We start from the raw sequence: 13,209 nt of genomic DNA on the forward strand, positions 1-13,209 counted from the left end.
TATCGGACGTTCGATTTGGGATTTTATTGCATAGGTTACGATCTGACAACCCTGCTCAAAAAACGTTTTTTTAGCCTTTCCCTTACTGGTTCGTCATATAATTTAAGTGCCGCGTAAGCCAGCAGTATAAAAAAGATAAATAAACCGCAAGCTACGGCTATAATGGTTGATGGCGCAGGTTTCTGTTTAATGATCCAGAAGGTATAAACATAAATGAACGGGTAATGGGTAATGTATATCGGGTATGATATGTCACCGGAAAACTTACAAAGTTTAGCCCAGCGCCCGCTGATCTGCCCTCCCGCGCCTGCTGCTATCAATAGCGGGAATACCAGGATGATGATACCGGCCTCGTAAAAGCCGTTCCAGTTGTACCAGGGGAAAAAGAACAGCGCTACCAATAAAAGCGAGCATACGGTATACGCCATTGGGATGCGTATAAGCTTACCCGTACGGAACAGTAGCAGCCCCGCAAAGAACGGGAACATCATGCGCACCGGCGCTACCCAGATATTTGGATAGCCTTCTGCCCCAGGCCCGTAAAACCAGTTGGCTATAAAAGCTGATTTTATTTTGGCAAAACCCCAGCCGGTACCCAGGTCGCCGTGGTCAACAGCTACTATGGTTAATACAATGCCACTTAAGATAACAACTACCCACAATACCTTTTTAGTCATGCTGCGGCCGAATAAGGCGTATATGATATTCGCAATATATTCCTGCAGCAAACTCCAGCAAGGCCCGTCCAACGGGTGGGTTTCGCTCCAGCCGCGTACATCAATTGGCGTGGGTAACATGGTAAAGCCTATCAACATGGCAATTACCAGTTTCCAAACATCAAACTGCAGGTTATCCTTAAACGGGTCGAACCAAAAAGCAACGGCGCCTATAATAGTGCCCAAAATAACGAGGGGGTGCAGGCGAACCAGGCGGATCTTCAGGAACTGTTTAATGGTCATCCCCTTTGCCCAGCGATCGTCGTAGGCATAACCCACCACAAAACCCGAAAGCATGTAAAAGAAATCTACCGCCAGGTACCCGTGGTGCATGGGGTGTTTAGATAGATCCGGAAAGTAGGCTTCGAACAAATGGAATATTACTACTAACAAGGCGGCGGTGCCGCGTAATCCGTCTAAAATTGGGTAGTGCGGTTTCATTTAAGGCTTATCGGTTTTGAGATATAGGGCCTTTAAAGGTAACGGATGGCATTGGAATGTGCAAATAACCGGCAAATGTTAAATAACGTAATTTTATTGCAGATATGGTAAACTTGCGGCGCTTTATGCAGGGAAAATTAACAAAATCAAATAATTTACCGCTTTAATTGTCAATCTGGGTTTTGACACCTGTTATGCTAATATTTCCGGATTGTAATGTTTTAGGTATGCACGGAAATTATAACAGTTTTTTCTTGCATAAATAAAATTTAATGCAATAATTTGCACAAAATTAAAAAGTACATATACTTTATTGAAAATGATTAAACAAAACATAAACAGAACGGAAATCAGCGCTTTTTTTGCGCCGGTTGCCGCTGCTTTAGTTTCTTTTGTTTTGTTGTTCCCTCCCAGCCGACGAAGGGTGTTCATCCCACGGGTTTGAATTAGGTTTTGATCTCCACCCGAATGAAGGGGTTTCTTTTAAACTTCTTTAAACAATGTCCCTCTAATAATTATGGCTATACAACGCCAATAATTTAACGGTAATTTTTCTACTATAATGACCATACAAGATTTTGACATAACCGTAGCAACTGCACAACACGCAGACTTTGCCCCTATAATATGCGACGAAATGGCGGAGTCGGCAAAGGCGCGTGGTACGGGTATTGCGCAGCGGTCGCCCGAGTATGTAGCCAACAAAATGCTGGAAGGAAAAGCAGTTATAGCGCTGCATAAAGATGGCACCTGGGCGGGCTTTTGCTACATTGAGACCTGGAGCCACGGCGATTTTGTTGCAAACTCAGGCCTTATTGTAAACCCTAACTATCGTAAAGCAGGTTTGGCCAAAGCTATTAAGCACAAAATATTTGAATTATCGCGCAGTAAATATCCAAAAGCAAAACTTTTTGGCTTAACTACCGGCTTGGCCGTGATGAAAATAAATTCTGAGATAGGTTACGAACCAGTCACCTATTCAGAACTTACACAGGACGAGGAGTTTTGGAAAGGCTGCCGCAGTTGCGTTAATTACGATATTTTGATGAGCAAAGACCGCAAGAACTGCATGTGCACCGCCATGCTTTTCGACCCGGAAGCTATTCAAAAACAATACGAGGAGAAAATGAAGAAGATAACGCACAAGGCTACATTGCTTGAGCGTATTGAAGCAGCGTTTAAAAAGCGGTTGGAGAAATTTGAGCTGAAAGCGGAAAGACTAAAGCAGAAAGCTTTTACGTGGTAGTATGAGAGATTACAAAAAACTAGAAGTCTGGAAAAAATCACATGAGCTTACCCTGTTTGTGTATAGAAATATACTTCCGTGTTTCCCTAAAAGCGAACAATTCGATCTGTTTAGTCAAACTAAGCGCGCTGCATATTCAATTCCCATGAACATTGTAGAGGGAAGTGGCCGATTTACCGAAAAAGATTTTGCTCATTTTTTGGATATGGCTTTAGGTTCGGGACATGAATTAGAATATGCTTGCATACTTAGCAAGGATTTAGGCTATATTAACGAAACGATATACGAGAATATAAATCAACAAATTAACGAAGTAAAAGCCATGTTAATTGGCTTAATTAAAGCATTAAGGAAATAAAGGCTTTGGTCTTTTAGCTTTTTGCTTTCAGCTTAAAAAAATGAAGAAAAAAGTAGTACTGGCATACAGCGGTGGATTAGACACCTCGTTTTGCTGCATTTATTTAACACGCGACCTGGGTTACGAGGTTCACTCGGTAATTGTAAATACAGGCGGTTTTAGTGATGAAGAGCTTAAGGGTGTTGAAGAACGCGCTTACCAGATGGGTGTAACATCGCACCACGTGGTAGACGAGACTAAAAACTTTTACGATACCTGCGTACGCTTTTTAATATATGGCAATGTATTAAAAAACAACACCTACCCCCTTTCGGTAAGCGCCGAACGGGTTAGTCAGGCCACTGCCATTGCCAACTACGCCAAAGAGATTGGTGCCGAATTTGTTGCCCATGGCAGCACAGGCGCCGGTAACGACCAGGTACGTTTTGATATGATATTTAACATCCTGGTGCCCGATGTACAGATCATTACCCCTATCCGCGATTTAAAACTTAGTCGCGAAGAAGAAATTGAGTACCTTAAAAAGCACGGTGTTGAAATGAACTTTGAGAAAGCAAAGTACTCTATCAACAAAGGTATCTGGGGCACTTCTGTTGGTGGCAAAGAAACACTTACCTCAAACCTGGGCCTGCCTGAAGAAGCATGGCCGACGCAAGTCACAGAATCGCGAGCCAAAAGTCTTGAACTGGTTTTTGAGCAGGGCGAACTGGTTGGTATAGATAACGAAAAATACGACCACCCAACCAAAGCTATACAGGAATTACAGGCTATTGCGCAGCCCTACGGCATTGGCCGGGATATCCACGTAGGCGATACCATCATCGGTATTAAAGGCCGTGTTGGTTTTGAGGCGGCTGCTCCAATGGTAATTATTAAAGCACACCATACGCTAGAGAAACACGTGTTAACCAAATGGCAGCTTTCCTGGAAAGATCAGCTATCCGCTTTTTACGGCAACTGGCTGCACGAGGGGCAGTTTCATGACCCTATTATGCGTAATATTGAAGCCTTTTTAACGGATACGCAGAAAAACGTAAGCGGTAAGGTGTTTGTCGAACTACATCCATACCGTTTCCAGGTAGTTGGTATCGAATCAGCGCACGACCTGATGAGCAACAAGTTTGGCAGCTACGGCGAAATGAATAACTCGTGGAGCGGCGAAGATGTAAAAGGTTTCTCAAAAATATTTGGCAACCAGGTAATGATCTATCATAAAGTAAATACCCCCCAGCCCCCTAAAGGGGGTGCTGAATAAGCATACGAAATGGAAAATAATGATACCCTTCCCGGAGCTTCAACTCCCCCTTCAGGGGGCGGGGGGGCTACCATTTTTTCGCGAAGCGAATGCTTAAGCACCTACAAGTGGGGCGATGATTGCTACGGCTGGAATTATGTTGACACCGATGCATTATCTATCAAGCAGGAACTGATGCCGCCCGATACTGCGGAGGCTTTACACTATCACGAAAAGGCTTCACAATTTTTCTTTATATTAAAAGGCCGGGCCACTTTTACAATTGATGGCGTTACCAGTGTTTTAAAGCCTGAGCAAGGCATTGAAATTAAGCCCGGGCAGCAGCATTTTATCAGCAATAAAGAAAGCAGCGACCTGGAATTTATTTTATATTCATCACCATCTACAAAAAATGATCGGGTAAATCTATAGCCCCCTACCCCCCTAAAGGGGGAACTAAAGTTTACAAAATGGCAGAACAAAATTTAAATAAAGATATTACTTCCACTCTCCCTTCAGGGGGTCGGGGGGTTAAAGCGGGCATAGTTGGCGGCGCGGGCTATACCGGCGGCGAAATGCTGCGGATACTGATCAATCACCCTGATGTAGAGATCGTATTCGTGCATAGCAAAAGCAACGCCGGAAACCACGTTTACGACGTGCATACCGACTTGTTTGGCGATACCGACCTTCAATTTGCTGCCGAGTTAGCTTTCAACATTGATGTGTTGTTCCTGTGCGTTGGCCATGGTGATGCCCGAAAATTCTTAGAGGCTAATGATATCCCCGATCGTATTAAAGTAATTGACCTGAGCCAGGATTTCAGGTTAAGTCAAAATTCGAAATTAGGCAAAAAAAACTTTATTTACGGCCTTCCGGAGTTAAACCGCGAAGCCATAAAAGCTGCTGATAACATAGCTAATCCGGGGTGTTTTGCTACCTGTTTGCAACTTGGATTATTGCCCCTGGCAAGCAAAGGATTATTAAATAACGAAATACATATAACGGCTACAACCGGCTCTACCGGCGCAGGCCAAAGCCTTTCGCCTACCTCGCATTTTACCTGGCGTAACGATAACCTGTCTGTTTACAAAGCTTTTAACCACCAGCACCTAAATGAAATAGGCCAGTCACTTAACCAGGCTGCAAGCGCTTTTACACCCCCTTCAGGGGGTTGGGGGGCTATTAACTTTGTGCCTTACCGCGGAGGCTTCACCCGTGGTATCATCGCTTCTATGTACACTGAAAGTGAATTAAGCGAAGCAGAGGCACTAAAGCTTTACCATGACTATTATGCCGGCCATCCGTTTACGCATGTAACCAGTAAAGATATCGACCTAAAACAAATTGTAAATACCAATAAATGTTTTTTACAGGTTAAGAAATACGACAATAAGATATTTATTATCAGCATAATGGATAATTTACTTAAAGGCGCGAGCGGACAGGCAGTGCAGAACATGAACCTCATGTTCGGACTGGACGAACGCGCAGGATTACGACTTAAGGCGACCGGTTTTTAAGCCGAAAGCCCCAAGCAAAAAGTCTAAAGCGAAAAGCTTTAATGTTCTATAACAACCCGCTGAAAGTAAAGCTTTGGCCTTTTAGCTTTCAGCCTTAAGCTTAACACAAAATGAAATTATTCGACGTATATCCAATCAATCCAATCAATATAGTTAAGGGCGCAGGCAGCCTAGTTTATGACGATAAGGGTACCGAGTACCTTGACCTTTATGGCGGGCACGCCGTTATATCAATCGGCCATACCCACCCGCATTACGTAAAACGTATAGAAGACCAACTTCACCAGATAGGTTTTTACTCTAACTCTGTCGAGATTCCTTTACAGAAACAACTGGCAGAAAAACTGGGTCATGTATCCGGGAAGGAAGATTATCAGCTGTTCCTGTGCAACTCAGGTGCCGAAGCCAACGAGAACGCACTGAAGCTGGCATCGTTTTACAATGGCAGAAAAAAGATCATCGCCTTTAAGAAAGCCTTTCATGGGCGCACCTCATTAGCCGTTGCTGTTACCGATAATCCCAAAATTGTTGCCCCGGTCAATGAAACGGATAATGTAATATTCCTGCCCTGGAATGACGAAGCAGCCCTTGAGCAGGCGTTTAAGGATAATGAAGTATCGTCGGTGATCATTGAAAGCATACAGGGCGTTGGCGGCATACAGGTCGCAGAATTAAGCTTTTTACAAAAAATACGCTCGCTTTGCGATCAAAACAATGCTGTTTTTATTGCCGATGAGGTGCAGTGCGGTTATGCGCGTACAGGCAGGTTTTACGCGGCAGACCACGCCGGCTTAAATGCCGATATTTATACTATGGCAAAAGGTATGGGCAACGGCTTCCCTATCGGGGGGATAAGCATTTCGCCAAAAATACAACCTGCTTATGGTATGCTGGGCACCACGTTTGGCGGCAATCACCTGGCGTGCGCCGCTGGCTTAGCCGTACTGGAAGTAATTGAGCGTGATAACCTGATGCAAAATGCTGCCGAAGTGGGCGGCTACCTGATAGAAGAATTGAAAAAATTTGATAAAGTTAAAGAGGTACGCGGTAAAGGCCTGATAATAGGTATCGATCTGCCCGAAGAATTGGGTAATGTAAAAAAAGACCTGCTGTTTAAGCACCATATCTTTACCGGCGAAGCAAAGCCAAACGTAGTAAGGCTGCTGCCTGCGCTGAATTTAACTAAGGCACATGCCGACAGGTTTCTGGAAGCATTTACAACAACATTAAAAAATTCTTAATCACAAATATTGCTTTTTAAGTCCCTCCTTTGGTGAGGGACCTAGAGAGAGGCTAAACAGGTAAATAATGAAACTATTCTCTTCGGTAAATGATGTTAAAGATGTTACGGCGCTGGTTGCCGAGGCATTGCAATTGAAACAAAACCCATATGCGCACCAGCATTTAGGTAAGAATAAAACCTTGAGCCTTGTTTTCCTGAACCCAAGCCTGCGTACCCGCATGAGCACCCAAAAGGCTGCCATGAACCTGGGCATGAATGTAATTGTGTTGAATATAGACAAAGAAGGCTGGGCGCTTGAACTGCGCGATAACGTGATCATGAACGGCACCACTGTTGAGCATATCCGCGAGGCAGCCGGGGTTATGGGCGAGTATTCGGATATCATCGGTGTACGCTCGTTCCCAGGGTTAAAAGACCGTGAAGAAGACTATAGCGAAACTATTTTTAACAAGTTTGTAGCGTTTTGCCAAGTGCCCGTGGTAAGCCTGGAATCGGCTACCCGTCACCCGCTGCAAAGCCTGGCCGACCTGATAACTATCGAAGAACTAAAAACAAAAACACGCCCCAAGGTAGTATTAACCTGGGCGCCGCATATAAAGGCCCTGCCGCAGGCTGTACCAAACTCTTTTGCAGAATGGATGTGCAAGGCTGATGTGGATTTTACCATCGCCCACCCGGCGGGATACGAGCTTTGTACGGATTTTACCAATGGCGCAACCATCACCCATAACCAGGGTGAGGCGATACAGGACGCGGATTTTATCTACGTAAAAAACTGGTCGGCTTACGAGCCTTATGGTGCCGTAACCGGCGGCAATGCGGACTGGATGCTAAGCAACGCCAAACTGGACGAGATAGCCTCTAATGCCAAAATAATGCACTGCTTACCTGTAAGGCGCGACCTGGAACTATCTTCCGAAATATTGGATGGGCCAAAGTCTGTTGTGATACATGAAGCAGGTAATCGTGTTTGGGCGGCGCAGGCTGTGTTGAAGCAGATGTTGGAAACGATGTAATTGCTCACTTTAACGATGGAATACGATATTTTACTTGACGGACTTCACATCGGGACTACAAAGCTTGAAAGGGCCGACGTACCTATGGGGGTTGTTTTCGGAGATATCACGTTTAATAATAGTCAATTTGGTTACGACTTTTTAAGAGAATATTGTGTTGTCAATAATTTACCATTTTCAGAAGATATAGAGAATAAAGTTATAAGTACGAACAATATTCCGCTATTGAAGGTGAAGAACAAAGATTTTGAACTTATTCATGGGTTGTCGTGCAGTATCTCTGGCATGGATGGTAACGATTTTGAGATCTATATTATAGGAATAGATTCATCACGGTACCAAATGCTGTTTCCACATCATGTTAATCATTACAACACTTAATTTGAATAATAACATGTACGTACCAAAGCATTTTCACCTATCTGATCAACAAGAAGCTATTAGCTTTATGCAGCAATATAGCTTTGCTACGATAGTTACGATGATGAACGGTATACCCGAGGCCACTCACTTGCCGTTTTTGGTAGAGCAGCGGGGAGAAAATGTGGTTTTGGTTTCACATTTCGCCAGGGCTAACCCACAGTCGCGGGCGGTTTTTAATGAAAAATCGTTGGTAATATTCACAGAGCCCCATGCGTACATTTCGCCATCTAACTACGAAAAGGAACTGAGCGTACCAACCTGGAATTACCTGGCGGTGCATGCTTATGGCAAGGCAACCCTGATAGATAATGAGGCACAGGTGGCGCAATTACTCGAAAAGATGATAGGCTTCTACGAGGCCGGTTACCGTGCGCAATGGGACAAATTGCCCGAAGATTATAAGTTGAAAATGATGAATGGCATTACGGCTTTTGAGATAGTTGTTGAAGACCTGCAAGGTAAAAAGAAGTTGAGCCAGAACCGTACCGAAACAGAGCGCCAAAATATTATAAACAGTTTAAGCGTATCGCCCAACAAAAGCGAAACTGATATAGCGGTGTTTATGCAAGGGGCAAAGGCTTAGTCTTTAGCGTGGCTTTTATAAGTAGCGTTTATTACTTTATTTAACGTAAGCCCCTGCACTATGATAGAGAATATAACGATAAAATAAGTGCCGGCCAGTATAAAATGCCGGTAGTTTGAGGCGGGAAGCGATAGCGCCAACGCTATGGATATACCTCCGCGCAGCCCGGCCCAGGTAAGTATATTAATACTGCCGTAATTTACATTAAGGGTTCGGCGCAAAAAGGTAAGCGGCAGCATAATACTGCTCCATCGGGCCACCAGTATCACTACAATACCAATCGCTCCCGAAAGCCAATAGTGCTGCAAAAATGGGAAGTTGATCATCTGCAGGCCTATCATCACAAAAAGCATCGTATTCAGCATTTCATCAATCAGCGTCCAGAACTTTTCAAGTGCCTGGTGCGAGTGGTCGTTATTATCTACATTGATGGAGCGGCCACCTGCGAACAACCCCGCTGTAACAACCGAAAGCGGGATAGAGAGGTGCAGGTAAGTGGCTATGAGCGAGTTGGTCATTACCAGAGCAAGAGACACCAGCACAATGGTCTGAAAATCGTTTATCGATTTCATTAGCCGGTGGGCCAAAAAGCCGGTTATAGCCCCCAAGGCAATTCCGCCGAAAACCTCCTGTATAAATAATACTATCGCTTTCGAAAAATCGATACTATCGGTGCCCGATTGGGTTATCTCCAGCAAACTAATAAAAAGTACCAGGCCAATGCCGTCATTGAATAGCGATTCGCCTGAAATGATGGTTTCAAGGCTGTTAGGTAGCTTAGATCCGGTCACAATAGCGCTGACGGCCACGGGGTCGGTCGGCGAGATAAGGGCGCCGAACAAAAGGCAATAGATATACGGTATTTTTATATCCAGCAAGCCGGTAACCCAGTAAAGTAAACTACCAAATACGATGGTAGATAGGATAACGCCAAGGGTACTCAACAAGAACACCGGACGCATCTCTTTTTTTAAACGCCTGGTGTTAAGGTTAAAAGCGCTGGCAAAGAGCAGGAAGCCCAACATAATATTGAGCACCATGGTAGAAAAATTGATATTTGTAGCCAGGATGGTAAGATATTTGGCGCTGTTAGGATCTACCTTATCGACCACAATGGTGACCACAGAACCAAGAATAGCCAACGTCATAATGCCGATGGTTCCGGGCAGCTTTAACCAGCGGGCATTTATATATGAATAAAGCGCGCTAACAATTACAAGAAGCGCGATAATTAAAAATAAGTGCATTTTTTCTGCTAATAATTTAACTTCACCGTCAGCTACCTCGCTACCGGATCGGTCATCATTGTATCTGTTCTAAAATAATGTATAATAAGGCGGTTATCGCTGTTTCGGGTAAAATAATTAACGGCCCAGTTAAAAAACACGATAGCCTTATTACTAAACCCCGCCAATGATATTAAATGCACGAACATCCACAACAACCATGCAAAGAAACCCTGGAAACGTAATTTGTGCAAATCGGCCACAGCCATATTACGGCCAAGGGTGGCCATAGTACCCAGATCTTTATACTCAAAGGGTTTGGTGGGCTTACCATGTATCAGGCTGGTAAGGTTTTTTGCCAAATGCCTGCCCTGCTGCAAGGCCACCTGCGCCACACCAGGGAAGCCCAGCGGGTTGGCTTCGGTAATAACGGCCGATACATCACCTATAGCAAACACGTTTGTAAATCCCCTTACTCGGTTTATTTCGTCGGTTAAAATCCTCCTGCCTTTCATTACCGCCGCGTCCGGCATCCCATCGGGTACTTCGCCCCTAACGCCCGCCGCCCAAAATACGTTGCGGGTGTTGATAGTGGTACCATCATCTATTTTCAGTATGGTGCCGTTGTAGCTTTCAACGTGCACGCTGTTGTAAATAGTGATGTCCATATCGGTTAAAAACTTTTTGGCCTTCGCTGACGCCTGCGGCGACATAGCCGCCAATAGTTCGGATTTGCCTTCCACCAAAAACACTTTCATATCGGCATCGCAAAGCCCGGGGTAATCTCTGCATAAAATAAATCGACGTAGTTCGGATATGGCGCCTGCCAGTTCAACTCCTGTTGGCCCTCCGCCCACTATCACAAATGTGAGCAATGCGTCGCGTTCGGCTTTATCAGCCGTTACCAAGGCTTTTTCCAGGTTCTGTAATAACAAGCTGCGGATGTTCAGCGCTTCGGCAATATTTTTCATGGGCATGGTATTGCGTTCCAGTTCCTTATTCCCGAAAAAATTGGTGTTGGCACCCGTGGCTATCACCAGGTAATCGTAACTTATTTCGCCTATATTGGCCGTAATCGTATCGCTTTCGGTATTGATATTTTGTACCTCGGCCAGATGAAAAGTAAAATTCTTTTGCCTGCTGAATATCCTTCTGATGGGGAAACCTATCGAGTCGCCTTCTATGGCACCGGTGGCTACCTGGTACAGCAGCGGCTGAAAAGTGTGATAATTATGTTTATCCAACAGTAAGACCTCTACCGGTGCGTTTCTTAATTTTTTTGCCAGTTGTACCCCGCCAAAGCCACCGCCAATAATAACTACGCGGGGCCGCGCGTTCCTTTTTGCATCCATATGATATATAACCGGCTGCGAGTTAAGGTGTAAACAACCGCTGATGTTATCCCTTTAACAGGATAATGTATTATGTGTTTTGCCAATGAATATTTTTGTATTAATGCTAAGCGGGTGGATACATTCGGCAACGAAAAAAAACTCTGCACCGGTGGTTAAAATCCACTTCATCAATAAAAATAACTATAATTGCCATCGAACTTATATATAATTTAATATGCAAGCCCTGCACATCATTAAAATAGGCGGTAACGTTATTGATAACTCCGAGAACCTGCACCGTTTCCTGAAGGATTTTACGGCGCTTGAGGGTTACAAGATATTGGTGCATGGGGGCGGAAAGGTGGCTACTCAGGTATCTGAAAGTATGGGTATCGAAGCAAAGCTGATTGATGGCAGGCGTATAACCGATATTGACACCCTGCGTATTGTCACTATGGTTTACGGCGGATTGATCAATAAAAACATTGTAGCCCAATTGCAGCGTTATGGAAGTAATGCCATTGGCCTTACCGGTGCAGACGGCGATCTGATACGCGCCAAAAAACGCCCGGTTAAAACTATCGATTACGGCTTTGCAGGCGACCTGTTTGAGCGTTCGGTTAAAGCCGACAGCATTGCAAAGCTGCTTGAAGGCGGCTTTATCCCCGTATTTTGCGCGCTGACACACGATGGTGAAGGCCAGCTGTTAAACACCAATGCCGATACCATAGCCTCTGCGCTGGCGGTGGCTATGTCCGGATCATATGAAACCACGCTCGTTTATTGCTTCGAAAAAAAAGGTGTATTACAGGATATTAACGATGAGGATTCGCTGATAAGGGACATAGACCCTGAACGCTACGAAAAACTAAAGACAGAACAAATCATTCACAGCGGTATGCTCCCAAAAATGGATAATGCTTTTACAGCCATTAGCTGCGGCGTTAAGGCAGTTATAATCGGCCATTCGGATGATTTAGGACAATTAAAAAATAAAGCGGGCTTTGGTACCCGCTTAAGTAAGTAAGTAAGAATAATGGAAACACAGCAACATATAGCCATTTTGGGCAGTGGTAATATTGGCCTCGCATTGGCAAAAGGATTAGTTAAGGCAGGTATTTTTACCCCGCAGCAAATTACCCTTACCCGCCGTAACGTGGCGGCACTGGCCGGCCTGGCAGCCGAGGGTTATAATGTTACGGCCAATAACGCCGAGGCGGTTACTAAAGCGGATATCGTGGTATTGGCAATTTTGCCCCAGCAATTAAACAAATTGCTTGATGAGATAAAGCCTGCCGCCAGCCAAAGTAAGCATTTGCTGATATCGGTGGTATCGGGTGTGAGTTGCCATGACATTCGCAGCCAGCTCGGTTTAGATGTGCAGGTGATCCGCGCCATGCCGAACACGGCCATAGCTATTGGCCACAGCATGACGTGTGTTGCTACCGATAATGCGTCATCGGCCAACATCAGCCTGGTTTTGTCGTTATTTGATACAGTAGGCGTAAGCATCCAGATAAACGAAGAATTGATGACATCAGCAACGGCATTGTGCGCATGTGGTATCGCATTTTTTCTGAGATCTATCCGCGCGGCTTCACAAGGCGGCACCGAAATAGGCTTCCACGCGCACGACGCCCTCAAAATGGCGGCCCAAACGGCCAAAGGAGCCGCGGACCTGCTATTGCAGCTGGCATCGCATCCCGAGCAGGAAATTGATAAGGTGACATCGCCTAAAGGCTGTACTATTGCGGGCCTCAACGAAATGGAACACAACGGCTTTAGCTCGGCCATGATAAAAGGTATAAAACTGTCGGCAGAGAAAGCCGGCGCGCTTTATAAAAGCGAATAAATAAACATCACACC

General features: G+C 44.9%; 15 protein-coding genes. 11 read left to right on the top strand and 4 right to left on the bottom strand.

Going from position 1 to position 13,209, the window contains the following annotated elements:
• Positions 1 to 35: 35 nt before the first annotated feature.
• Together GWR56_RS17485 and GWR56_RS17490 are read right to left on the bottom strand one after the other, a co-directional pair.
• Positions 36 to 1,157 (bottom strand): acyltransferase, encoded by a 1,122-nt coding sequence (locus tag GWR56_RS17485; protein ID WP_162432490.1) that lies wholly within the window; start codon positions 1,155 to 1,157, stop codon positions 36 to 38.
• Positions 1,158 to 1,349: 192 nt separating this feature from the next.
• Positions 1,350 to 1,589, bottom strand: coding sequence for a hypothetical protein (locus tag GWR56_RS17490; RefSeq protein WP_162432491.1), 240 nt, complete (start codon positions 1,587 to 1,589; stop codon positions 1,350 to 1,352).
• Between the two features lie 130 nt (positions 1,590 to 1,719).
• On the opposite strand from GWR56_RS17490, the gene GWR56_RS17495 reads away from it, so the two are divergent.
• From GWR56_RS17495 to GWR56_RS17535, 9 genes are all read left to right on the top strand, one after another.
• Positions 1,720 to 2,403 (top strand): GNAT family N-acetyltransferase, encoded by a 684-nt coding sequence (locus GWR56_RS17495; RefSeq protein ID WP_162432492.1) that lies wholly within the window; start codon positions 1,720 to 1,722, stop codon positions 2,401 to 2,403.
• 1 nt (position 2,404) lies between these two features.
• A complete protein-coding gene (locus GWR56_RS17500; RefSeq protein ID WP_162432493.1) occupies positions 2,405 to 2,761 on the top strand; it encodes a four helix bundle protein in 357 nt (118 codons plus the stop codon).
• 40 nt (positions 2,762 to 2,801) lie between these two features.
• Complete coding sequence (gene argG / locus GWR56_RS17505; protein ID WP_162432494.1) at positions 2,802 to 4,016, top strand: argininosuccinate synthase; 1,215 nt, start codon at positions 2,802 to 2,804, stop codon at positions 4,014 to 4,016.
• 9 nt (positions 4,017 to 4,025) lie between these two features.
• Positions 4,026 to 4,427, top strand: coding sequence for a cupin domain-containing protein (locus GWR56_RS17510; RefSeq protein WP_162432495.1), 402 nt, complete (start codon positions 4,026 to 4,028; stop codon positions 4,425 to 4,427).
• A 38-nt stretch (positions 4,428 to 4,465) separates the two neighbouring features.
• Positions 4,466 to 5,518: an N-acetyl-gamma-glutamyl-phosphate reductase gene (gene argC, locus GWR56_RS17515; protein WP_162432496.1), complete on the top strand. Its 1,053-nt coding sequence runs from the start codon at positions 4,466 to 4,468 to the stop codon at positions 5,516 to 5,518.
• Between the two features lie 110 nt (positions 5,519 to 5,628).
• Positions 5,629 to 6,759 carry an aspartate aminotransferase family protein gene (locus tag GWR56_RS17520; protein ID WP_162432497.1) on the top strand — a complete coding sequence of 377 codons (1,131 nt, stop codon included), beginning with the start codon at positions 5,629 to 5,631 and terminating at the stop codon, positions 6,757 to 6,759.
• A 67-nt stretch (positions 6,760 to 6,826) separates the two neighbouring features.
• The gene (locus tag GWR56_RS17525; RefSeq protein WP_162432498.1) at positions 6,827 to 7,777 is read left to right on the top strand and encodes an acetylornithine carbamoyltransferase; all 951 of its coding nucleotides are present in this window, start codon (positions 6,827 to 6,829) and stop codon (positions 7,775 to 7,777) included.
• Positions 7,778 to 7,792: 15 nt separating this feature from the next.
• Positions 7,793 to 8,158, top strand: coding sequence for a hypothetical protein (locus tag GWR56_RS17530; protein WP_162432499.1), 366 nt, complete (start codon positions 7,793 to 7,795; stop codon positions 8,156 to 8,158).
• A 13-nt stretch (positions 8,159 to 8,171) separates the two neighbouring features.
• Positions 8,172 to 8,783, top strand: coding sequence for an FMN-binding negative transcriptional regulator (locus GWR56_RS17535; protein ID WP_162432500.1), 612 nt, complete (start codon positions 8,172 to 8,174; stop codon positions 8,781 to 8,783).
• Here the strand turns inward: GWR56_RS17535 and GWR56_RS17540 are convergent.
• Both GWR56_RS17540 and GWR56_RS17545 read right to left on the bottom strand, forming a co-directional pair.
• Positions 8,780 to 10,030: a sodium:proton antiporter gene (locus GWR56_RS17540; RefSeq protein ID WP_162432501.1), complete on the bottom strand. Its 1,251-nt coding sequence runs from the start codon at positions 10,028 to 10,030 to the stop codon at positions 8,780 to 8,782. The two genes, GWR56_RS17535 and GWR56_RS17540, sit on opposite strands and share 4 nt — an antisense overlap.
• 32 nt (positions 10,031 to 10,062) lie before the next feature.
• Positions 10,063 to 11,361 (bottom strand): NAD(P)/FAD-dependent oxidoreductase, encoded by a 1,299-nt coding sequence (locus GWR56_RS17545; RefSeq protein ID WP_162432502.1) that lies wholly within the window; start codon positions 11,359 to 11,361, stop codon positions 10,063 to 10,065.
• A gap of 217 nt (positions 11,362 to 11,578) precedes the next feature.
• Between GWR56_RS17545 and argB the strand changes: the two genes are divergently transcribed.
• Both argB and proC read left to right on the top strand, forming a co-directional pair.
• Complete coding sequence (gene argB, locus GWR56_RS17550) at positions 11,579 to 12,370, top strand: acetylglutamate kinase (protein WP_162432503.1); 792 nt, start codon at positions 11,579 to 11,581, stop codon at positions 12,368 to 12,370.
• A 9-nt stretch (positions 12,371 to 12,379) separates the two neighbouring features.
• Positions 12,380 to 13,195: a pyrroline-5-carboxylate reductase gene (gene proC, locus GWR56_RS17555; RefSeq protein WP_162432504.1), complete on the top strand. Its 816-nt coding sequence runs from the start codon at positions 12,380 to 12,382 to the stop codon at positions 13,193 to 13,195.
• Positions 13,196 to 13,209 lie beyond the last annotated feature (14 nt).

This window comes from Mucilaginibacter sp. 14171R-50 (genome assembly GCF_010093045.1).
Lineage (GTDB): Bacteria > Bacteroidota > Bacteroidia > Sphingobacteriales > Sphingobacteriaceae > Mucilaginibacter.

Coding starts and splice junctions, on each gene's coding strand:
- GWR56_RS17485 (WP_162432490.1), bottom strand. CDS start 1,157: ATGAAACCGCACTACCCAATTTTAGACGGATTACGCGGCACCGCCGCC.
- GWR56_RS17490 (WP_162432491.1), bottom strand. CDS start 1,589: ATGAACACCCTTCGTCGGCTGGGAGGGAACAACAAAACAAAAGAAACT.
- GWR56_RS17495 (WP_162432492.1), top strand. CDS start 1,720: ATGACCATACAAGATTTTGACATAACCGTAGCAACTGCACAACACGCA.
- GWR56_RS17500 (WP_162432493.1), top strand. CDS start 2,405: ATGAGAGATTACAAAAAACTAGAAGTCTGGAAAAAATCACATGAGCTT.
- argG (WP_162432494.1), top strand. CDS start 2,802: ATGAAGAAAAAAGTAGTACTGGCATACAGCGGTGGATTAGACACCTCG.
- GWR56_RS17510 (WP_162432495.1), top strand. CDS start 4,026: ATGGAAAATAATGATACCCTTCCCGGAGCTTCAACTCCCCCTTCAGGG.
- argC (WP_162432496.1), top strand. CDS start 4,466: ATGGCAGAACAAAATTTAAATAAAGATATTACTTCCACTCTCCCTTCA.
- GWR56_RS17520 (WP_162432497.1), top strand. CDS start 5,629: ATGAAATTATTCGACGTATATCCAATCAATCCAATCAATATAGTTAAG.
- GWR56_RS17525 (WP_162432498.1), top strand. CDS start 6,827: ATGAAACTATTCTCTTCGGTAAATGATGTTAAAGATGTTACGGCGCTG.
- GWR56_RS17530 (WP_162432499.1), top strand. CDS start 7,793: ATGGAATACGATATTTTACTTGACGGACTTCACATCGGGACTACAAAG.
- GWR56_RS17535 (WP_162432500.1), top strand. CDS start 8,172: ATGTACGTACCAAAGCATTTTCACCTATCTGATCAACAAGAAGCTATT.
- GWR56_RS17540 (WP_162432501.1), bottom strand. CDS start 10,030: ATGCACTTATTTTTAATTATCGCGCTTCTTGTAATTGTTAGCGCGCTT.
- GWR56_RS17545 (WP_162432502.1), bottom strand. CDS start 11,361: ATGGATGCAAAAAGGAACGCGCGGCCCCGCGTAGTTATTATTGGCGGT.
- argB (WP_162432503.1), top strand. CDS start 11,579: ATGCAAGCCCTGCACATCATTAAAATAGGCGGTAACGTTATTGATAAC.
- proC (WP_162432504.1), top strand. CDS start 12,380: ATGGAAACACAGCAACATATAGCCATTTTGGGCAGTGGTAATATTGGC.